Origin of the sequence: Pacificimonas aurantium, from assembly GCF_020092905.1 — a bacterium.
Classification (GTDB): Bacteria; Pseudomonadota; Alphaproteobacteria; order Sphingomonadales; family Sphingomonadaceae; genus Pacificimonas; species Pacificimonas aurantium.
Genome location: NZ_JAGSGB010000002.1, coordinates 969,855 through 988,294 on the forward strand (window position 1 = coordinate 969,855; position 18,440 = coordinate 988,294).

General features: G+C 64.4%; 21 protein-coding genes. 13 read left to right on the plus strand and 8 right to left on the minus strand.

From position 1 onward, the window contains the following. Nucleotides 1–79 precede the first annotated feature (79 nt). The 4 genes from KCN53_RS11395 to KCN53_RS11410 are packed head-to-tail and all read right to left on the minus strand — an operon-like array spanning nucleotide 80 to nucleotide 2,596. The gene (locus KCN53_RS11395) at nucleotides 80–676 is read right to left on the minus strand and encodes a MotE family protein (RefSeq protein ID WP_088712328.1); all 597 of its coding nucleotides are present in this window, start codon (nucleotides 674–676) and stop codon (nucleotides 80–82) included. Continuing rightward, nucleotides 673–1,053: a DUF6468 domain-containing protein gene (locus KCN53_RS11400; RefSeq protein WP_088712327.1), complete on the minus strand. Its 381-nt coding sequence runs from the start codon at nucleotides 1,051–1,053 to the stop codon at nucleotides 673–675. The genes KCN53_RS11395 and KCN53_RS11400 overlap by 4 nt, the downstream gene beginning before the upstream one ends. After that, nucleotides 1,050–2,066, minus strand: a complete 1,017-nt coding sequence (gene fliM, locus KCN53_RS11405; RefSeq protein ID WP_088712326.1) for a flagellar motor switch protein FliM — start codon at nucleotides 2,064–2,066, stop codon at nucleotides 1,050–1,052. Before fliM ends, KCN53_RS11400 begins: the two co-directional genes overlap by 4 nt. A 2-nt stretch (nucleotides 2,067–2,068) precedes the next feature. Next, nucleotides 2,069–2,596 (minus strand): flagellar basal body-associated FliL family protein, encoded by a 528-nt coding sequence (locus KCN53_RS11410; protein WP_224199628.1) that lies wholly within the window; start codon nucleotides 2,594–2,596, stop codon nucleotides 2,069–2,071. Nucleotides 2,597–2,753: 157 nt separating this feature from the next. Between KCN53_RS11410 and KCN53_RS11415 the strand changes: the two genes are divergently transcribed. From KCN53_RS11415 to flgH, 4 genes are read left to right on the plus strand one after another with little or no spacing between them, the layout of a single operon-like run. Continuing rightward, the gene (locus KCN53_RS11415; RefSeq protein WP_088712325.1) at nucleotides 2,754–3,494 is read left to right on the plus strand and encodes a flagellar hook basal-body protein; all 741 of its coding nucleotides are present in this window, start codon (nucleotides 2,754–2,756) and stop codon (nucleotides 3,492–3,494) included. 23 nt (nucleotides 3,495–3,517) lie between these two features. Continuing rightward, nucleotides 3,518–4,303 (plus strand): flagellar basal-body rod protein FlgG, encoded by a 786-nt coding sequence (gene flgG, locus KCN53_RS11420; RefSeq protein WP_088712324.1) that lies wholly within the window; start codon nucleotides 3,518–3,520, stop codon nucleotides 4,301–4,303. Next, nucleotides 4,300–4,758, plus strand: coding sequence for a flagellar basal body P-ring formation chaperone FlgA (gene flgA / locus KCN53_RS11425; protein WP_088712323.1), 459 nt, complete (start codon nucleotides 4,300–4,302; stop codon nucleotides 4,756–4,758). The genes flgG and flgA overlap by 4 nt, the downstream gene beginning before the upstream one ends. A 19-nt stretch (nucleotides 4,759–4,777) precedes the next feature. Next, complete coding sequence (gene flgH, locus KCN53_RS11430) at nucleotides 4,778–5,518, plus strand: flagellar basal body L-ring protein FlgH (protein ID WP_088712322.1); 741 nt, start codon at nucleotides 4,778–4,780, stop codon at nucleotides 5,516–5,518. A gap of 275 nt (nucleotides 5,519–5,793) precedes the next feature. Here the strand turns inward: flgH and KCN53_RS11435 are convergent, their stop codons facing one another. Both KCN53_RS11435 and KCN53_RS11440 read right to left on the minus strand, forming a co-directional pair. Next, nucleotides 5,794–6,621: a class I SAM-dependent methyltransferase gene (locus tag KCN53_RS11435; RefSeq protein WP_088712321.1), complete on the minus strand. Its 828-nt coding sequence runs from the start codon at nucleotides 6,619–6,621 to the stop codon at nucleotides 5,794–5,796. Then, nucleotides 6,621–9,044 (minus strand): HAD family hydrolase, encoded by a 2,424-nt coding sequence (locus KCN53_RS11440; RefSeq protein WP_088712320.1) that lies wholly within the window; start codon nucleotides 9,042–9,044, stop codon nucleotides 6,621–6,623. Before KCN53_RS11440 ends, KCN53_RS11435 begins: the two co-directional genes overlap by 1 nt. Nucleotides 9,045–9,332: 288 nt before the next feature. On the opposite strand from KCN53_RS11440, the gene KCN53_RS11445 reads away from it, so the two are divergent. The 9 genes from KCN53_RS11445 to KCN53_RS11485 all read left to right on the plus strand — a co-directional run bounded on the left by KCN53_RS11445 (nucleotide 9,333) and on the right by KCN53_RS11485 (nucleotide 17,858). Further along, a complete protein-coding gene (locus tag KCN53_RS11445; protein WP_088712319.1) occupies nucleotides 9,333–10,184 on the plus strand; it encodes a flagellin in 852 nt (283 codons plus the stop codon). 131 nt (nucleotides 10,185–10,315) lie between these two features. Next, complete coding sequence (locus tag KCN53_RS11450; RefSeq protein WP_088712318.1) at nucleotides 10,316–10,732, plus strand: hypothetical protein; 417 nt, start codon at nucleotides 10,316–10,318, stop codon at nucleotides 10,730–10,732. Between the two features lie 122 nt (nucleotides 10,733–10,854). Next, nucleotides 10,855–11,133, plus strand: coding sequence for a hypothetical protein (locus KCN53_RS11455; protein ID WP_088712317.1), 279 nt, complete (start codon nucleotides 10,855–10,857; stop codon nucleotides 11,131–11,133). A gap of 164 nt (nucleotides 11,134–11,297) precedes the next feature. Beyond that, the gene (cysD, locus tag KCN53_RS11460; protein WP_088712316.1) at nucleotides 11,298–12,221 is read left to right on the plus strand and encodes a sulfate adenylyltransferase subunit CysD; all 924 of its coding nucleotides are present in this window, start codon (nucleotides 11,298–11,300) and stop codon (nucleotides 12,219–12,221) included. Next, nucleotides 12,221–14,152: a sulfate adenylyltransferase subunit CysN gene (gene cysN / locus KCN53_RS11465; RefSeq protein ID WP_088712315.1), complete on the plus strand. Its 1,932-nt coding sequence runs from the start codon at nucleotides 12,221–12,223 to the stop codon at nucleotides 14,150–14,152. The genes cysD and cysN overlap by 1 nt, the downstream gene beginning before the upstream one ends. Continuing rightward, nucleotides 14,149–14,916: a 3'(2'),5'-bisphosphate nucleotidase CysQ gene (locus KCN53_RS11470; RefSeq protein WP_088712314.1), complete on the plus strand. Its 768-nt coding sequence runs from the start codon at nucleotides 14,149–14,151 to the stop codon at nucleotides 14,914–14,916. The genes cysN and KCN53_RS11470 overlap by 4 nt, the downstream gene beginning before the upstream one ends. A gap of 67 nt (nucleotides 14,917–14,983) precedes the next feature. Further along, nucleotides 14,984–15,721, plus strand: a complete 738-nt coding sequence (locus KCN53_RS11475) for a flavin reductase family protein (protein WP_088712313.1) — start codon at nucleotides 14,984–14,986, stop codon at nucleotides 15,719–15,721. Continuing rightward, a complete protein-coding gene (locus KCN53_RS11480) occupies nucleotides 15,718–16,662 on the plus strand; it encodes a glycosyltransferase family 2 protein (RefSeq protein ID WP_088712312.1) in 945 nt (314 codons plus the stop codon). Before KCN53_RS11475 ends, KCN53_RS11480 begins: the two co-directional genes overlap by 4 nt. Further along, nucleotides 16,659–17,858, plus strand: coding sequence for a glycosyltransferase (locus KCN53_RS11485; RefSeq protein WP_088712311.1), 1,200 nt, complete (start codon nucleotides 16,659–16,661; stop codon nucleotides 17,856–17,858). The genes KCN53_RS11480 and KCN53_RS11485 overlap by 4 nt, the downstream gene beginning before the upstream one ends. Before the next feature lie 2 nt (nucleotides 17,859–17,860). Here KCN53_RS11485 and KCN53_RS11490 read toward each other — a convergent pair whose 3' ends face one another. After that, nucleotides 17,861–18,229, minus strand: a complete 369-nt coding sequence (locus tag KCN53_RS11490; protein ID WP_088712310.1) for a hypothetical protein — start codon at nucleotides 18,227–18,229, stop codon at nucleotides 17,861–17,863. Next, nucleotides 18,226–18,366, minus strand: coding sequence for a hypothetical protein (locus KCN53_RS11495; protein ID WP_317988420.1), 141 nt, complete (start codon nucleotides 18,364–18,366; stop codon nucleotides 18,226–18,228). Before KCN53_RS11495 ends, KCN53_RS11490 begins: the two co-directional genes overlap by 4 nt. Between the last annotated feature and the right edge of the window lie 74 nt (nucleotides 18,367–18,440).

Below are 18,440 nucleotides of genomic sequence, written 5' to 3' on the forward strand. Positions count from 1 at the left end.
CGCCCCTGCGGGGGGTGGCACAGCGATTGCGGACCGGCGGAAGCCGGACCGCAATCAAACCATTACTTCTTACGGGGCTTTAGCCCTTCCCCTTCGCAGTACCGGACGCCGCCGGCACGCCGGCCGGCTGAGCCAGCGCCATCGTTAGCGCCGCGGCCTGCTTCGGACCCATATTCGCGATAACCAGGGCGACCGAACGTTCCCGCATGCGGCGGGACACCTCGACCTGAACCGTCAGGTCGAGCTGCTCGAACACGGCCGCCGCCTTCTTTGGCTTCATGGTCTGATAGATGCGCGCCAAGCTATCATATTGCGCCGCCTGCGGATCCTCTTCCGCCGCGGGCTCTTCAGCCTGCTCCTCCGTCGCCGCTGCGTCCGAGATACGCTTTTCCGCAGCCGCAAGGCTTCGCTCGCGAAGCTTCAGCGCCCGGGCCTGCTGGGCCGCATCCACGTCCCGCTTTTCAAGGTCTCCGCGAATGGCGGCGCTCATGCGGTTCTCCGCGACGCTGCTTGCTTCCGCCTCGATCTCCGCCGGTTTCGTTTCCGCAGCACCAACCGCCAGCGCGTGTGTCAGCGCCGTGGTGGCCGCCGCCGCCGCCATCAGCGGCAGGAACGTGATCCGCTTCGACGGCACGTAGCGCCGCAGGCCGGACAGTCTGTCGATGACCTGTTTCATTGCGCGGCGACTGCGGCGACCTCAGCCTCGGCGGCGTCGTTCGCAGGAGCTGTACCCGTGGCTTCGCGCGGCATGGACGACAGAATCCGATCGGCGGCGGCGTCGGCCAGCCCGACCATCACGGTCAGTTCGTCGGCCATGTCCTTGCCGCGGCCGATGTCGCCCTGCAGGCGGGCGCCTTCGTTGCGCAGAAGGTCGCGGAGAGCTTCGGTTGCCGCCTCGGCCCGCCGGGCAGCCTCGTCGAGGGCCTGCACCATTTTCCCGTTCTCCGCCGATTGAATGAGCTTCAGGCGCCTGTCGAGACGGACCGCCTGCACAAGCACGGCAGTACAGAAGAGAATGGTGAGCACGCTGGTGAAAGTAGCAAGTCCGATCATGACGACGTCTCCGAAATCCCCTTGAGCAGCCGAACGGCCACATTCTGACGAAGCCGGCCAATCTGAACCGGCGCTAGATCAATTCCTCCGCATTGCATGGCCATCGGATCTTCCGGACCGGAAGACAGCCGGATTGCCTGCCCCACGGACAGCGCTCTAATGTCGGCGAGGCGCATCTCCGTCTCGCCGAGGACGACATCCAGCTCCACGTTCGTGCGCCGGATCTCTTCCTCCATATGCGTTTCCCAGATGTTGAGGCCGCCCTCGGCCTCTCCCATGAAACCGTCGAGCAGTTGGTCGCGAACCGGTTCCAGCGTGGCGTAGGGCAACAGGATCGAGAATCGTCCGCCGCGTCCCTCCATGTCGACGCGAAAACTCGCCGCGGCGCAGACATTGGTGGGGCCCGCGATGGCGGCAAAGCGCGGGCTCGTCTCGACCCGCTCAAGCTTCATCTCCGCCGGAGCAATCGAGGAAAAGGCCTGACTGATGTCGGAGAGAATGACTTCGATCATGCGCGAGACCAGGCGCGTTTCAATCGTGGTGAAACCGCGGCCGTCGATCATGGTGCCGCCGCTGCCCCGGCGTCCGCCGAGAAGCGCATCCACAACGGCATAGATCATCGGCGCATCGACGGTGATCAGGCCGACGCTGCCCCATTCGCTGACTCGGAAAACGCCGATCATCGCCGGCAGGGCGATATGGTTCATATAGTCGCCGAAGCGGACCGTATCGACGCCCTCCAGGCTAACCTCGATGGCATCGGTCGTGAAGTTGCGCATGCTGGTTGCGAAGGTGCGCACCGTGCGATCGAAGATCACCTCGAGCATCGGCAGGCGGTCGTGGTTGACCACATTGGTCTCGATGACCGCCCGGACGCCGGTGCGGCGCGTTTCCTTCTGCCCCACCTCGCCGAACAGGGCGTCGATGCCAGCCTGGTCGAGCGCGCCCGCGGCGTCGCCGTCCGCCGGCATGGGCGGCTCGGGCAGGTCGAAATCGTCGAAATCGTCGGCCATGGTCACTGCTGCACCAGATCCTGAATGAGAATGTCGCGAACCTTGCCGTGGCCGAGCGTGTCGAGCGCCCGTACGAGCATCTCTTCCTTGATGCGGTAGACCGCCGCGGCGCCGGAGAGATCCTCGGGGCGCAGTTCGCGCAGGAAGGGCTGATAGGAGTCGAGCAAAAGCGGGATCTGCTGTTCCAGTTCAGGCACATGTTCGGCGCCGGTGGGCACCAGCACGAAATGAACCTTCAGGAAGCGGGCCTGGCCGTCGGCGGAGCGCAGGTTGACGACCATCGGCGGCACATCGACAAAGACCGTGGCTTCGGCAGTTTCGTCCGCCTCCGCATCGGCGGCCTCGTCGACTTCGGCGACTTCGGCTTCCTCGGCCGCAGCGTCGTCTCCGCCCATGAACATGAAGGCGCCCCCGCCCCCGCCAAGCAGCAGGACGGCGGCAGCGCCGCCTATCAGGATGAGCTTCTTTTTCTTACCGCCCGTTTCGGCCGGTGCTGCGTCCTCGGCGTCCGTTTTCTCTACATCGCTCACTGTGCGTCACCCGTCCCATCATGCGGCGTCTTACCGGCGGGGGAGAAAAGCGGCGTCCGTGCCGAACGTCCCTGCCAGTTTTTCCTATCATAGAAGGGCACCCGGCAAATTGTGCCGGGGGGTACGGCTTTTTTGAAACCACGTCGGAACGCACGAAATGGACGTCTCTTCTTATGTATTGCTGAGCCACGAACAGGCGCTTCGGCGCCGTATGGACGTGGCCGCCAACAATATGGCGAACGTGAATACCGCGGGTTTCAAGCGCGAAACTCCGGTCTTTCACGAATATCTGATGGAAGGCGAAAATGCGCGCGCGCCGGAGAACGAGACGTCCTACGTTCTCGACTACGGCACCGTTCATGACACAAGCGCAGGCGCGTTCCAGGCCACGGGCAACTCGCTCGACCTGATGATCGACGGTCCGGGCTATTTCGCGGTCGAGCTGGAAAACGGGGAGACCGGCTATACGCGCGCGGGCTTCCTGCGCGTTCTTGAATCGGGTGACCTCGGCACCGCGAACGGCGCGGTGCTCCTGGGCGAAGGCGGTGCCCCCATTGCCGTGCCGGAGAATGCAGCCGGCCAGCTTTCCGTCGTAGAGGACGGCACGGTCATGGGCCCGGACGGGCCGCTCGGCCGCATCGCCGTTACCGCCTTCGAGAATGACGGCGTTCTCGCCCAGCGCGGCGACGGCATCTGGACCGGGCCGGAAGGCGAGGAACTGGCCGCCGCCGATACCAAGATCCGCTCCGGCGGCATCGAAGGATCGAACGTCCAGGCCATCGTCGAAACCACCGACATGATCGAAATCATGCGCGCCTACCAAACCAGCAAGCGGATCGCGGACGACCTGTCCGACATGCGCAAGCGCGCCATCGACCGGCTCGGCCGGATCAACTGACTTCTGAAGAAAGGCGAATAGTCATGCGCACTCTTTCCATTGCAGCGACCGGCATGCTGGCGCAGCAGACCAACGTCGATGTCATTTCGAACAACATCGCGAACATGAACACCAATGCCTTCAAGCGGCAGCGGGCGGAATTCCAGGACCTTCTCTACCAGCAGGTGAGCCGCCCCGGCACGGCAGCGGGCGGCACCGAGACCATGGTCCCGACCGGCATCCAGATCGGCTCCGGCGTGAAAACGGGCGGCATCTACCGCATCAACGAACAGGGCGCCTTGACCGCCACGGCGAATCCTTATGACGTCGCCATCCAGGGCCGTGGTTATTTCCAGGTTACCCTGCCCTCGGGCGATCTTGCCTATACCCGCGACGGGTCGTTCCAGCTGTCCGACCAGGGCGAGCTGGTCACCGCTGACGGTTATGCCGTCGAGCCGGGCATCGTCGTTCCGCAGGAAGCGATCGGCGTCACCATTGCCAAGACCGGCGAAGTTCAGGTCACGCTGGCCGGCGACCCGCAGCCGCAGACCATCGGCCAGATCGAGCTCGCCACCTTCGTCAACGAAGCCGGCCTGGAAGCCATGGGTGGAAACCTGCTGCTGGAAACGGCCGCTTCGGGCCAGCCGACCATCGCGGTTCCCGGCGAACCCAGCTTCGGCACGCTGGAGCAGGGCTTTGTCGAGACATCCAACGTGAACCCGGTGTCCGAGATCACAGCACTCATTTCCGCGCAGCGCGCCTATGAGATGAACAGCCGCGTCGTGAAGACGGCGGACGAAATGCTCGCCACGACGAGCCAGATCCGATGATGAAGCGCATCGCCTTCATCACCGCCGGCGCCGCGATGATCTTCGTCGGCCCGCCTGGCCTCGCCGCCGACCGGGACGTGGAGGCCGTTTCGGTCCTTGCCGTTCCTGTCGACCGCGGCGACGTCCTCTCCGCAGACCTGTTCGAGATCGCCGAACTGGCGCCGAACCGTGCCCGCGGGGCCGTGAGGCCCGAGGATGCGGACGGCCTGGAGGCGCGCCGCAACCTCGCCGCCGGACGCATCGTCCGGCGCAGCGACCTGATCCAGCCGCAACTCGTCCGGCGCGGAGATCCCGTGTCGATCGAAGTGCGCAGCGGCACGCTGACCATCACATCGCGGGGCGAAGCTCTCGGCTCGGGAGCCGAGGGCGAGCGCGTGCGGGTCGTCACGGCGAACAGCCGCACGCTCGAGGGCATCGTCGCGCCAAACGGCGCGGTCGTCGTGCCGCTCCACTGACGTCTGATCGGAGACACGAATGTCACGTCATCTACTTGCCGCCTCCCTGCTGGCGGTCACCCTGTCGGGCTGCGGCGGTCAGCTCAACCGTATCGGCGTACCGCCCGAAACGACGGAGATCGAGCCGCTGCCGACGCAGCCGGCACAGCCCTCCATCGCGTCGCAGCAGCTCGCCGACCGGATCACGCGCCAGACCCGGCAGCCCGCCGAACATAGCGCGTCGCTGTTCCGGACAGGTGCGGGCGCGCTGTTCCGCGACCAGCGTGCGTCAGAGATCGGCGACATCCTGACCATCCGCATCAATATCCAGGACAGCGCGCAGCTGGGCAATACGACGTCGCGCACCCGCGGCGGCGGCGAGAGCGCAAGCGTCGCGTCTCTCCTGGGGCTGACGGACCTGCTCCCAGACAGCATCGACCCGACGAACCTTGCCGAGACGAGCTCTTCCTCCACCTTCAACGGCGGCGGCAATACGGTCCGGTCGGAATCGATCGACATGACGATGGCAGCCATCGTCACCGACGTGCTGCCGAACGGCGCGCTCGCCATTCGCGGCCGCCAGGAAGTGCGCGTAAACTTCGAGCTTCGCGAACTGATCGTCACGGGGATCGTCCGGCCGCAGGACATTGGCCGCGACAATTCGATCCTGCACAGTCAGATCGCCGAGGCACGCATCATCTACGGCGGCCGCGGCCAGCTGACAGACGCCCAGCAGGCGCGCTGGGGCCAGCAGATCTACGACGCGCTTTTCCCCTTCTGAGACGCAACGATCCGAACCACCGTGCTCCCGGGGCGCGGCTTCCCCGGGGGGAGGCTGCGCCCCTTTTCGTTGGAGGTGGACGCTCACCCTTCGCGCGCCTTACCACCGACGACGCCTCGGTGCCTGGTGCCGGAGCGCTCGCCGTCCAGGGGCTAGCGCCCGCTCGCTCAGGGGGGCGGGCGGGGAGATGCGGATTCGGCCTGCGCAAAAAGGAAAGGCCGGCCGGGCTACGACGCCCGACCGGCCTTGCTGCTTCCAGGGTGAGGACCGGAAAGCTATGCCGCCCTTGCGGCCATATCGTCCTGAAAATCGATGACCTGCAGGTAATTACGCAGCCGGTTTTCCTCCAGCGTCGCAAGTAGCTGGTTCTGGTGCAGCGGCAGCACGCGCTGCGCCACCGCCTCGGCCCACGGCGCCGCCGTGTCGAACAGAATGCCAAGACCGAACACGGCAGGGACATGCGCAAAGACGAGATCGCGCCCTTCGGTTTCGCGCAGGTGAACGATGGCGTCCTCGACCGCCGTCAGCACGCCGTTGCGCGGTCCACCATGCTGTCTGGCGAAGGCAAAGCTGCCGCAGCCGCGGAAACCCCGACCCGGAATGAGCGCGTTGGTATCGAGCACGGCGCCCCCCTCATAGTCGTATTCATGGCGCCACTCGGCCGGTATCTGTTCCGGCGCATAGTACATGTCGCGGCGTGCAGACGGCCAGGACACGTCATGCAGAAACGCGAGGAAGGGGCGGTCGTCCCTGCGGCATAGCGCATCGATGCCCTTCAGCTCGTGAAAGACGGTGTAGTAATTGTGATCACCGTCGATGACCCACGCGTCCGCATCCTTTTGCTCGGGAAGCACATCGAGGCTGAGGCCATTGACATGGGTCACGTGCGGCGAGGTGCCCACCCAAGACAGGAACTGGGCCTTCGGTGCCGGGTCAATGCTGGTCAGACGTCCGCCCTGCTTGCCCGCAAAGTCGGCAAGGACCTGCGACATGCCGCCGAACTCCGCGCCGATCTCGACGATGTTCCGGGCGTCGGCAAGCGTCAGGCAGTCGATGATGATGTCCGAAAATTCGGACATGGAGTGAATGAGAAGATTGGCCATCAGGCTACCCTTTCGAGTCTGGCAGAGCGGTCTGGAGCGACCGAAGGCTCGGCAATCTGGCGCTCCGCAATGGGACGGAAGGTTACCGTAAGCATCATATTGCGATTGCCCTCGGCCGGGGGCGGCGGGACCATCATGAATGCGGTTTCGGACTGACAGTGCATCAGATGCGGCGCGATTTGCTGCATGCCCTCTAGCGTCGGCATGGCGTCCTGGCTGGGTGCCGCTGCCTTCAGGAAATCACCGGCACCGATGAACTGAACGCTGTCGACCTGAACCCAGTCGTACAGCTTGCCGAAATGCAGCCCGATCGAGAACTGCCCGGTACCGACTGGAATCGCCGCGGTATAATAGCCGTCATGGGTGGGCGTCGCGCGCACCAGCTCGTTCCAGACGTTCGTGCCGTCCGCAACAAACACCGGAAGGTCGATGGCGCCGTCGCAGAAGTCGGCGAAGCGGAGATCGAGGCCGAAGCGGCGCTGCGCGAGAAGCGACAGGCTGAGCGGCAGGCCGTGCCCGCGAAGCTCCGCCGGCAGATACATGCGGTCGGCATTTTTCAGATAGAACATGCCGCGACGCCTCAGGCCCTCATCGGCCACCGCCGGGTCGAACAATGCGACCATGTCCTCGGTGCCGAGATTGACGTCATGCTCGAAGTCGCTGAGCACGGCGAGTTCTGCCGGCTGCGGCAGGAACATAAAGCGCCCCAGCGCGGCTGCGGCAGCGCGGCGGCGATTGTCCGGGCCGTCGCACAGGGGCCGCTGGACCAGCGAGCCGTCGCAAATCTCGGCATAATGCACACAGCCCTGCTGGACGCGGTCGCGCACCGCGCTCTGCCTCGACTTGATGCTGCTTCCGCCGCGCACCGGCGTGCCGTCTTCCTCATAGTCGACGACCGATCCGCACGCGACGGTGCACAGCTGTTCGAGGACGGCGACATTGCCCGCCAGCGCTTCCAGCGTGTCGGCCCCGTAATTGTCGGGCCCAAGGAAACCCTTCTTGTCGCAGCCGCTGAGCGTATGCTCGCGCAGCAGCAGATAGCGTCCGGTGACGTTCACCTCGAAGCGCTCCGCGAGCAGGCGTTCGACATGGTCCTGAACGGTACCGTGATAGCCAAGGTCGACCAGCATCAGCGTGTCGCCCGGGGCTGGATTGACGGTCTTGCGGACATAGGCGGTCAGCCTGTCGGCAAACGCCTCCGCGCGGCGAATGATCTTTTGGACGTTCCGCTGCGCCGTTACTTCGGCGGCAAAGGCGCGCCTCGCCTTGACCGGGTCCGCCGGAAGCTTGTTGAGAACCGCTTTGACTTCACCCGGCTTCAAGAGAAGCTGCTTTCCAATGGCTTCAAGCGCGGAGCCGAGAATCTCACCTTCGACATATGAGGTGATCGCTGCCCGCGTCGTCAGCGAGGACGCAATGCCCGTGAACCGGCTGATCTCGAGCGCGGTCGAAGGCTGCGCATCGCCGGGCAGGGCATCGAACACTCGCTGTGGCAGGTGACCGTCGCGCATCATGAACAGAATATGCGTGCGCTTCTCGCTGCTTGCACGCGCAGCGCGGGCCTCGGCATCGACCCACTCGGCAAAGCCATGAAGAGCCGGACCGAGAACCGAAAAGCCCAGCTTCGTGGCCGAATCCTGCATGCCAGGCAGGGCCGCTGCAAGTGCGGCGCGGTGCGGCTGCGCGCTCGCGGCATCGGCACGTCCGGTCGGCTCGATCATGCTGCCGACGGCCGCCTCGAGGCGAAGCTGGGTCTGTGCGTCCGTATCGAACTGGAGGAGGTGGAGCGCGGGTATTCCGTAGCGCCGGGCCCCCTCGAGGTCCGCCTTCGAATTGTCGCCGATGTGCAGGATTTCGCCGGGGTTTGCACCGGTAGCGTCAAGAACGTGACGAAACAGCGTTTCGGTCTTGCTGACGCCGAAGACCGACGAACAGAAAACATGGTCGATCAGGTCGAGCACTTCGGACCCCGCCGCGGCCTCGATCAGCGCCCGCAGCTGCTCTTCGTTCAGGTAGGTATCGCTGACGATGGCAATGTCGAGGCCCTTTGCCTTCGCGGCCTGCATCAGCCTGACGGTCGGAGCGAAAGCATAACAGGCCTCGGCCTCGGCTCGCAGTTCCGCGTCGAGATGATACTTTCGCAGCTCGTCGCCGGCCTGCGGCATCAGCGCCTGGTAGATTTCTTCGATCGTCGCCTCGTTGCGGCGATCCCGAAGAGTAGCGCGAACACGCGCCGAGCTTTCCGCCCACATACGCTGCTGACGGGTGACCCCATTCGCGGACAGGTCGCAAAACAGGTCTGCAGGCTTGTGAACGTTGCGCCAGATCAGCGTGTCGAAGCAGTCGAGCGACAGCAGGCGGATGTCATCCGCCGCAAGGTCGAGGGCGGAGGGCAATTGGTGAGGATGAATCTGATCGGGCATGAGCTGCCTTTGGTCTCCGGTCTTGGCGGACTGGGGCCGCGGTCTTCCCTCTCATAGGAAAGCGGCTTCAGCAGCGGCTGGCCGGACCCGGAAAAAACTTCCTCCCACTCGGCAGGAGGGCGGAAAATTTTTCCCTAATGCCCGGAAATGCAAAAAAAGTTCACGCAAAGCCCCACCGCGCCCCCACCCCCTTCCCATGATGGTCGAGCGATCGGAATTCCGCCGGTCGTCGAGGCCAGCGATCTCTGGCCGGGCCGCAGAATCGGCCGCTGATCCAAGAAGGATGTCATTATGCTTTCCGTGAATACCAATGTCGGCGCCATGGCGGCGCTCCAGGCCCTGAAGGCAACCAATCAGGGTCTTTCCACGACGCAGTCCCGTATCAACACGGGTCTGTCCGTCAGCTCGACGAAGGACGATTCCGCGTCCTTCACCATCGCCCAGACGCTTCGCGGCGACCTGGGTGGCCTTCAGTCCGTCAGCTCGTCGCTGAGCCGCGCCAAGAGCGTGACCGACGTGGCGGTTGCGGGTGCCGAGCAGATCTCGGACGTGGTCAACCAGATGAAGTCGCTGGCCTACCAGTCGGCCGACGCTGGCATCGACCAGGCGAGCCGTGATGCCATCAACGAGGACTTCAAGGCCCTCCGCGATCAGATCACGACCATCGTCGACTCTTCCGAGTTCAACGGCACGAACCTGCTGAAGGCTTCGGGCGGCTCTGTGACGGCTCTGCAGTCGCTGCAGGACGGCACTGCCGGCGGTACCTGGGATCCGGATTCGCTCACCGTTGCGAACCAGGGTCTGGACCTCGGCGGCACCGTTGTGACGGTCGGCGCTACGGACGAGATCGCCACGCAGGCGACCGCCCAGGCGATGATCGACACGCTGGAGACCACGCAGACCAACCTCAACGACTCGCTCAGCACGCTGGGTTCGGCTTCGCGTCAGATCGACGCCCAGTCCGAGTTCACCAGCAAGCTGTCCGACGTGATCGAGGCGGGTATCGGTAACCTCGTGGACGCCGATCTTGCGAAGGAATCGGCCAAGCTTCAGGCGCTTCAGACGAAGCAGCAGCTCGGTGTTCAGGCTCTGTCGATCGCCAACCAGGCGCCGCAGACGGTTCTGTCGCTGTTCCGTTAAGCTTTGGTCGGGGGCCGCGTATCTGGTCCCCTTCCAAGCCTCTCTGTTGGGCCGGAACGTTCCCAAAGCGTTCCGGCCCCCCTTTTCCGAAGTCGCCCGGGGCCGTTCGCAGCTAAGGAAATGCACGCGAGATGCAGGTGAGACGCCGCCAACTTACGGATTCGCTGGGGTCGAAATTCCGTACCAGGATCTACGGCGGTGCCGGAGACCTGCAAATCGAATTGGAAGACGTCGCCACCTCGACGTCCATGTTCTTCGACCTCTACAATGCGGAGCTTCTCGCCGGCTTCATCATGGCCACTAGGCTGACCAGTCCACGGTCCGTCCCCGAAGAGCATACGGTCGGCGCCTATGCCGCCGTTTACCAGTCCGTCAGGGAGCCTGTTCCTGCCATCCGTATCACCCAGGAAAGCGGCCTTATCCTGGAGATACGCAGCACGTTCTGGGATCAGCTGTTCGCCGAACTAAATCTCGTCTGCGCGCATGTCCGCGCCCGCAGCTACGACAGTCTCGATCAGTATTCCGGACGGGAACTGGCCGCACATTGATGATGGCACCAGCCAGGTAACCCGGTGTCGCTAAGTAGTTTCCACTGAGGGGTTCCCCTCTCTTTCTTACCGCGTCTCCATGCGCTTCAACGGAGACGTACCGCCGACCAGTCGGAGCCAGTATGACCGCGTCAGTCCAATTCAGCCTCAACATGACCGTGACCGACCCGGCTGCGCTGTGGAATCAGGCTGCCCGCGCCATATTATGTGCTGAGGACTGTCACATCGCCGACATCGAAGAGCTGATCGGCGCCGAAGACGATCCGGACATCGAGGCCTGCCTGGAGCAGCTGGGCGCGTCCATCCGCTTTGCCGGCTGCGAACCGAACGATCAGAGCTTTTCCATTTTCGACGAGTTTGCGGACCGGGTTCCGCGGCTGGCCGTCTCGGGCGGCTTGTAGCCCAGCCCCATACGCCGCACGGGCAAGACAGGGTTAGACCCCGGCAATAAATCGTTGCCTGGTGAAAGTCAGGCATCCCTTGGCGGGGGCGCTCCGTTTGAATAGGCGGGACGGACTTGCCCGGAAATAGTCGGGCTGAATTTCAGTCCAGTTCCGGAGTTGCCGTGACCCTCCCGTCCGCAGGATCAGACAAGCTCACCCATCTCGAGCGCCTGGAAGCCGAAAGCATACATATCATGCGGGAAGTCGCCGCCGAGGCGGACAAGCCCGTGATGCTCTATTCGGTGGGCAAGGATTCGGCGGTGATGCTGCACCTTGCCAAAAAGGCTTTCTACCCGTCCCCGCCGCCCTTTCCGCTGATGCATGTTGATACGACCTGGAAATTCCAGGCCATGTACGAACTGCGTGAAAAGGCCGCCGAGGACGCCGGCATGGACCTGATCGTCCACCAGAACCCCGAGGCCAAGGAACGCGGCATCAACCCGTTCGATCATGGCGCGCTTCACACCGATATGTGGAAAACGGAGGGGCTGAAGCAGGCGATCGACAAATATGGCTTCGACGTCGCCTTCGGCGGCGCTCGGCGCGATGAGGAAAAAAGCCGGGCGAAGGAGCGCATCTTCTCGTTTCGCACGGCAACCCACCGCTGGGACCCGAAGGCGCAGCGGCCCGAACTCTGGAACCTGTACAATACGCGCAAGGCACGCGGCGAAACCATCCGTGCGTTCCCGCTGTCGAACTGGACCGAGCTCGACATCTGGCAATATATCCATCTCGAAAATATCGAGATCGTGCCGCTCTATTTTGCCGAGAAGCGCCCTGTCGTGGAGCGCGACGGCTTGCTGATCATGGTCGACGACGATCGCTTTCCCCTCAAGGAAGGCGAAGAGCCGCAGATGCGGTCGGTCCGGTTCCGGACCCTCGGCTGCTATCCGCTGACCGGCGCCGTGGAGAGCGAGGCCTCGACGCTGACCGAAGTCATTCAGGAAATGCTGCTTACCACGACCAGCGAACGCCAGGGCCGCGCCATCGACAAGGAAGCGGGCGATGCCAGCATGGAGAAGAAGAAGCAGGAGGGCTATTTCTGATGGCCGCGCGTTCCGAAGACCCGGTGTACAAGACCGACGCCCTGATTGCCGAGGACATCGACGCCTATCTGGAGCAGCACCAGCACAAGTCTATGCTGCGCTTCATCACCTGCGGATCGGTCGATGACGGCAAGTCGACGCTGATCGGTCGGCTTCTCTACGATTCGAAGATGATCTTCGAGGACCAGCTCGCGGCGCTGGAGGCGGATTCGAAGCGCGTCGGCACGCAGGGGCAGAATATCGACTTCGCCCTGCTGGTCGACGGCCTCGCTGCCGAACGCGAACAGGGCATTACGATCGACGTTGCCTACCGCTTCTTCTCGACCGAGAAACGCAAATTCATCGTCGCCGACACGCCGGGCCACGAACAATATACGCGCAACATGGTGACCGGGGCCTCCACGGCCGATCTTGCCGTGATCCTGATCGACGCGCGCAAGGGCGTGCTCGTACAGACCCGGCGGCACAGCTATCTGGCGCACCTGATCGGCATCAGGAACATCGTCCTGGCCGTGAACAAGATGGACCTGGTCGACTATAGCCGCGAGCGGTTCGACGAGATCGTCGCCGACTACCGCGCCTTTGCCGAGAGCATCGGCATCGAAGGCTTCGTGCCGATCCCCATTTCCGGTCTCGCCGGCGACAATATCGCCACCAAGAGCCAGACCACGCCCTGGTATGAGGGGCCGACGCTGATCGATCACCTGGAGACGGTCGAGGTCGACCTGGCGGACACGCGCGAAAAGCCGTTCCGCATGGCCGTCCAATGGGTGAACCGGCCCAATCTCGACTTTCGCGGGTTCTCCGGCCAGATCGCCGCCGGTACCGTGCGGCCGGGCGATCAGGTACGAGTTCTCCCGTCGGGCAAGGTTTCGCGCATAGAGCGGATCGTCACCTTCTCCGGCGATCTCGACAAGGCTGTGGCGGGCCAGTCCGTGACCCTGACCTTTTCCGACGAGATCGACTGTTCGCGCGGCGACGTCATTGCCGCCGCCGAAGATCCGCCCCAGGCCGCCGACCAGTTCGAGGCGACACTGGTGTGGATGGCCGAGGAGGCCCTCGTTCCTGGCCGCAGCTATTGGCTGAAGCTGGGCACCCGGACGGTGTCCGCTACGGTCCAGCCGCCGAAATATCAGGTCAATGTGAACAGCATGGACCGGCTGGCGGCGAAGACGCTGGACCTGAACGCCATCGGCGTTGCCGAAATCCATACCGACCGGGACATGGTCTTCGAACCCTATAAGGCGGACGGCGAGGCAGCCCCCAATACCGCGCTAGGCGGCTTCATCCTGATCGACAAGATGTCGAACGGAACGGTCGCCGCCGGCATGCTGAATTTCGCCCTGCGCCGGTCGCAGAACGTTCATCGCCAGGCGCTTGCGATCGACAAGCCGACGCGCTCCGCTCTCAAGAACCAGACGCCCAAGGTGCTGTGGTTCACCGGACTGTCCGGTGCAGGCAAGTCGACCGTGGCGAACCTGGTCGAACAGCGGCTGGTGCGGATGAACCGTCACACCTTCCTGCTCGACGGTGACAATATCCGTCACGGCCTCAACAAGGATCTGGGTTTCGAAGAATCCGACCGGATCGAGAATATCCGCCGGGTTGGCGAAGTCGCCAAGCTGATGGCGGACGCCGGGCTGATCGTCCTGACCGCGTTCATCTCTCCCTTCCGGGCGGAGCGCGATATGGTCCGCGCGATGCTGGACGAGGGCGAGTTCGTCGAGGTCTTCGTGGACACGCCGCTGGAGGTCGCCGAAGAGCGCGACGTAAAGGGGCTCTACAAGAAGGCTCGCGAGGGCAAGCTGAAGAACTTCACCGGGATCGACAGTCCCTATGAACCGCCCGAGGACCCGGACATCCGCATCGACACGACCGAACTAAGTCCCGAGGAAGCCGCCGACATGATCGTGGCGAAGCTGATCCCATGAGCGAGGAGCACATCGTACGCTCCGATGCCGAACTGGCGGCGCGCGTCGCCGCTGCCGCCGGCCGTATCCTGCTGGAGGTCCGGGAAAGCACGCTGCTGAGCGGCAAGGGGCTGGGCGACGCGGGCGACAAGACCGCCAACCAGTTCATCATCAAGGCGCTCGCGCAGCAGCGACCGGACGACGGCATCCTGTCGGAGGAAAGCAAGGACACGCCGGAACGGCTGGACAAATCGCGCGTGTGGATCGTCGACCCGGTCGACGGGACGCGCGAATATGGCGAGCGGCGCAACGACTGGGCCGTCCACATCGCCCTGACGATCGATGGCCGTCCGGAGATCGGCGCCGTTGCGCTGCCGGGGCTCGACCTCGTTCTGAGGACGGACCAGACCGGAACACTCCCCCCTGCGGGAGACCCCTTGCGCATGGTCGTCAGCCGGACGCGTCCGGCGAAAGAGGCGGTGGAAGTGGCAAAGCGCCTTGGCGCCGACCTCGTACCGATGGGTTCCGCGGGCGCAAAGGCAATGGCCGTCGTGCGCGGCGAGGCGGATGCCTATCTTCATACCGGCGGCCAGTATGAATGGGACAGCGCAGCCCCGGTTGCCGTCGCCAGTGCCTATGGACTGCACTGCTCGCGTGTCGACGGTTCGCCCTGCCTCTACAACAATCCCGACATGGCGATGCCAGACCTTCTGATCTGCCGGCCCGAACTTGCCGAGCGGATCCTTGCGGAAGTTGCCGATATCGGGAAGCTCGACGCAGAATAGCGCCGCACCGGGTTGGCGCGGCCAGCCGAGGAATTAAAGGACAAGGCACTGGAAGCGTGCCGGACAGATGAGCAACATCGACCTTCGATCATTTCGAGAAGCCCTCGGCTCCTTCGTCACCGGCGTGACGATCGTGACGGCGCGTGACGCGGACGGTTCGCCCGTGGGACTGACCGCCAACAGCTTCAACTCCGTGTCACTGAAACCGCCCATGGTCCTGTGGAGCCTGGCCCTGTCAAGTTCGAGCCTGGCAGCCTTCCGTGCGGCCGACAGCTGGGCGGTCCACGTGCTCGCAGCCGGGCAGGAAGAGATTTCGAACCGGTTCGCGGCGCGCGGAGAAGACAAGTTCGCCGGCCTCAGCTTCGAGAATGGACCGGAAGGCGCACCTCTGATCGAGAACTGTGCAGCCCGTTTCGGCTGCCGCGCGACGTTCGAATATGAGGGCGGCGACCACGCCATTTTCGTTGGCGAGGTCGTCGACTTCGAGCAGCGCCCCGCCGCGCCGCTCATCTATCATGGCGGCAGCTACGGACGGGTTATGCCGCGTCCGGGGGACGATGGGGAAACCCCCAGCATACCGGCGGGACTTCCCGAAGAGCCGGTCCGGCGCCTCGCCGATAGAGGCCTGATTTCCGTCGACGACGGGACGTGGCAGCTTACTGTCGAGGGTCGCAGCCTGCTTACCGACTTGGTGGCGGTACAGGCCACCAAGGTACGGCTCGAAGGCGGCCTCGACGAAGCCCAGCTGGCGACGATCCGGGACCTGCTTCGCCTGCTGGCGGGCGAAACCGCGCCCGGGCTGTGAGCGGCGCGGCGCCGACCTTCTCGGTCGTTACGCCGATGCGCAATGCCGCGCCCCACCTGCCCGGCCTGTTCGATACGCTGTCGGCGCAGACGGATCGCGATTTCGAGCTCGTTCTCGTCGACGACGCCAGCCAGGACGCCAGTATCGAGGGCGCCCGCGGCGAAGCCGCCCGGGCAAGCTTTCCCGTCCAGCTTCTGAAGCGCGCCGAAAACGGCGGACCCGGCGCCGCGCGGAATGACGGGATCGCGTCGGCGCGCGGAGAAATTGTCGCCTTTCTAGATGCCGACGACCTGTGGGATCCCGCTCTGCTCGCCACCTACCGCAAGATCCTGGAACGCGAACGGGACGTTACGATTCTCGGCGTCCAGGGAATGGTGGAAGATGGAGAGGGGCGGAACATTGAGCCGGTCATCTACGACTATGTCTTCGACCTCGGCGATCCGGCGGCCGCCCTTCTCTGGTCATCCTACCTGCAGACCAGCGGCGTTGCCGTGCGCCGGCCCGAACTTCCGGCGCGCCCGTTCGACGAGAGTCTACGCATCGCGGAGGACCGGGACCTGTGGATACGGCTAGCCCTTGGGGGCAGGCTGTACCTCCATCCCTCGCCGCTGTTCCGATACCGCCGCCTGCCGGGAAGCGCGATGGACCGGGCAACGGCAGCCGACTACGACCTTCCGCTGCTGATGGTGCAGAAGAACCTGCGACGGTTCGGCTCCCGCATCGACGCAGCGGATGCGCGGCGGGCGCTCGGGAAAGCCTGGCACGATGCCGGCGAAGCCCTGATCCAGCGACCTGGCCATCGCCGCGAAGGTGCCCGGCGCCTGCTGGCCGCCATCCGCTACGGCTACGAGCCCGTACGCAGCGCCAAGAAGATTCTGGCGGCCGGACGAGGCGCGTTGCTGGGCGGCCGTAACCGCAACTCGGGTGGTGCTATGCCGTGACCACCCCCCGCCCGACGCAAAAGACATTCTGGCTGCTGGTGACGCATTTCCCGCCGAACCCCAGCACGGCGGGGCTGCGCGCCGGTTCCTTCGCTCGCCACGCAGCGGAGAACAGCTGGACAGGAACCATCCTCACGGTCCGCCAGGCTGGCGACCCCGAGGGAGATGATGGCGACCCCGCCGGTATCCGGGTCATGCGAACCCCAGCCCCGTTCAGCCTCCACTGGCGGATCGACAGCCTTCTCGACGGCGGCATTGCCGATATGCGGGCGATGCTGACCGGGGCACGGCAAGCGCAAACGGCACCGGACGTCGTCATCGCCACCGGGCCGCCGTTCAATACTTTCGTGGCCGCGCAGCACCTCGCCAAGACCCACGGCGTGCCGCTCGTGCTAGACTACCGGGACGAGTGGACGCTGAACCCGTTCGACTTCGTGAAGCGCAAGCCGTTCGACGAACTCCTCGAGCGACGCGCGCTGCGCGCGGCAAGCCGTGTGCTGTTCACCACGGCGGGGATGCGCGACGCCGCCCTGCTCCGCTTCGCGGACGAGATCGGCGAGAAGGCTAGAATCCTACCAAATGGCTGGGACCCCGCCGACTTCTCACATGACAATATGCAGGGCCGCCCTCCCAGGTTGGCGACATCGCGCAAGAGGCTCCTTTTCCTCGGAACCCTGTCGGAGATGCTCGACCCACGACCATTCCTTGGAGCGCTAGCGCATGCACGGCGGGACGATCCAGAATTGGAAAGGCGGATTGTCGTTCGGTTTACCGGCCGCAAAACTCCCGAGATGGAGGCCGCCCTAGATGCCTTTCCCTATCCGGAGATGATCGAGCGCGTTGGTCAGGTACCGCGCTCAGGGCTCGAGGCACAGCTGACGGACAGCGACGCTGCAATCCTGTTCACGGACGAGCGTGTCGGCCGCTATCGCCCGACCAAACTGTACGACTATCTCCGCGCGGGTCTCCCCATCGTCGTCTGGGGTCATGGCGGCGAGAGCGGCGCAATCGTCGAGGACACCGGTACGGGCATCGTCACCACCTCGATCGACGCCGTGGAGAAGCTCGTCGCCGCACCGACACAGGTTCGGGAAAAGCCACGCGCCGCTTTCCTCTCCGCACACCGGCGCGACGTTCTTGCCGCCCGGTTCTTCTCGCTGCTCGATGAGGTGGTCGCCGAACACCGCTTCCGCTGAAGCTACTCCTCGATCGTCAGCGCCTCGAAATGGATGCGGAGCGCAGACGTCCCGTCTCCATCGACGATCTTCTCGGTCTCGGTGCGTTCGATATCGGCCACCAGGGTTCCGCCCAGCTCGAATTCCTCTGCCTTCAGGTCGGCCTCGAGCTTTTCCGCCAAGCGGTCTGCCGCCGCCTCCGGTCCCGACAGGTGAAGGATGAATTGGTGGCGATGACCTTCGAATGTTGCACTGGCCCAAGGTTCGGTACGAAACGAGTGCAGAGTGACGCGCGGACCGCGCCCTTCGGTCGACCTCTCCGGCTCCCGGCCCGCAACGAGAAGAATGGCGTGTTCAAGCAACCGAACCAGCGTCCTGTCCGTACCGGTCACAGCGTCCCTCCCAGCCGAGATTCCAGATAGGCATTCACCCGGCGCTCCGTCTGCGGACGCAAGGTACGCCCCCCGCGCAGGTCGAACACCAGCCGGGGATCGTTCACCGCTTCGCGGCCAATCCTCGTCGCGGACATTCCCGTTTTCCTCATGACCCTATCAATACGAACCAGAACTGACATCGCGGCCCCTTCTCCGTGCGTTACACTGC

Coding starts and splice junctions, on each gene's coding strand:
- KCN53_RS11395 (WP_088712328.1), bottom strand. CDS start 676: ATGAAACAGGTCATCGACAGACTGTCCGGCCTGCGGCGCTACGTGCCG.
- KCN53_RS11400 (WP_088712327.1), bottom strand. CDS start 1,053: ATGATCGGACTTGCTACTTTCACCAGCGTGCTCACCATTCTCTTCTGT.
- fliM (WP_088712326.1), bottom strand. CDS start 2,066: ATGGCCGACGATTTCGACGATTTCGACCTGCCCGAGCCGCCCATGCCG.
- KCN53_RS11415 (WP_088712325.1), top strand. CDS start 2,754: ATGGACGTCTCTTCTTATGTATTGCTGAGCCACGAACAGGCGCTTCGG.
- flgG (WP_088712324.1), top strand. CDS start 3,518: ATGCGCACTCTTTCCATTGCAGCGACCGGCATGCTGGCGCAGCAGACC.
- flgA (WP_088712323.1), top strand. CDS start 4,300: ATGATGAAGCGCATCGCCTTCATCACCGCCGGCGCCGCGATGATCTTC.
- flgH (WP_088712322.1), top strand. CDS start 4,778: ATGTCACGTCATCTACTTGCCGCCTCCCTGCTGGCGGTCACCCTGTCG.
- KCN53_RS11435 (WP_088712321.1), bottom strand. CDS start 6,621: ATGGCCAATCTTCTCATTCACTCCATGTCCGAATTTTCGGACATCATC.
- KCN53_RS11440 (WP_088712320.1), bottom strand. CDS start 9,044: ATGCCCGATCAGATTCATCCTCACCAATTGCCCTCCGCCCTCGACCTT.
- KCN53_RS11450 (WP_088712318.1), top strand. CDS start 10,316: ATGCAGGTGAGACGCCGCCAACTTACGGATTCGCTGGGGTCGAAATTC.
- KCN53_RS11455 (WP_088712317.1), top strand. CDS start 10,855: ATGACCGCGTCAGTCCAATTCAGCCTCAACATGACCGTGACCGACCCG.
- cysN (WP_088712315.1), top strand. CDS start 12,221: ATGGCCGCGCGTTCCGAAGACCCGGTGTACAAGACCGACGCCCTGATT.
- KCN53_RS11470 (WP_088712314.1), top strand. CDS start 14,149: ATGAGCGAGGAGCACATCGTACGCTCCGATGCCGAACTGGCGGCGCGC.
- KCN53_RS11475 (WP_088712313.1), top strand. CDS start 14,984: ATGAGCAACATCGACCTTCGATCATTTCGAGAAGCCCTCGGCTCCTTC.
- KCN53_RS11495 (WP_317988420.1), bottom strand. CDS start 18,366: ATGTCCGCGACGAGGATTGGCCGCGAAGCGGTGAACGATCCCCGGCTG.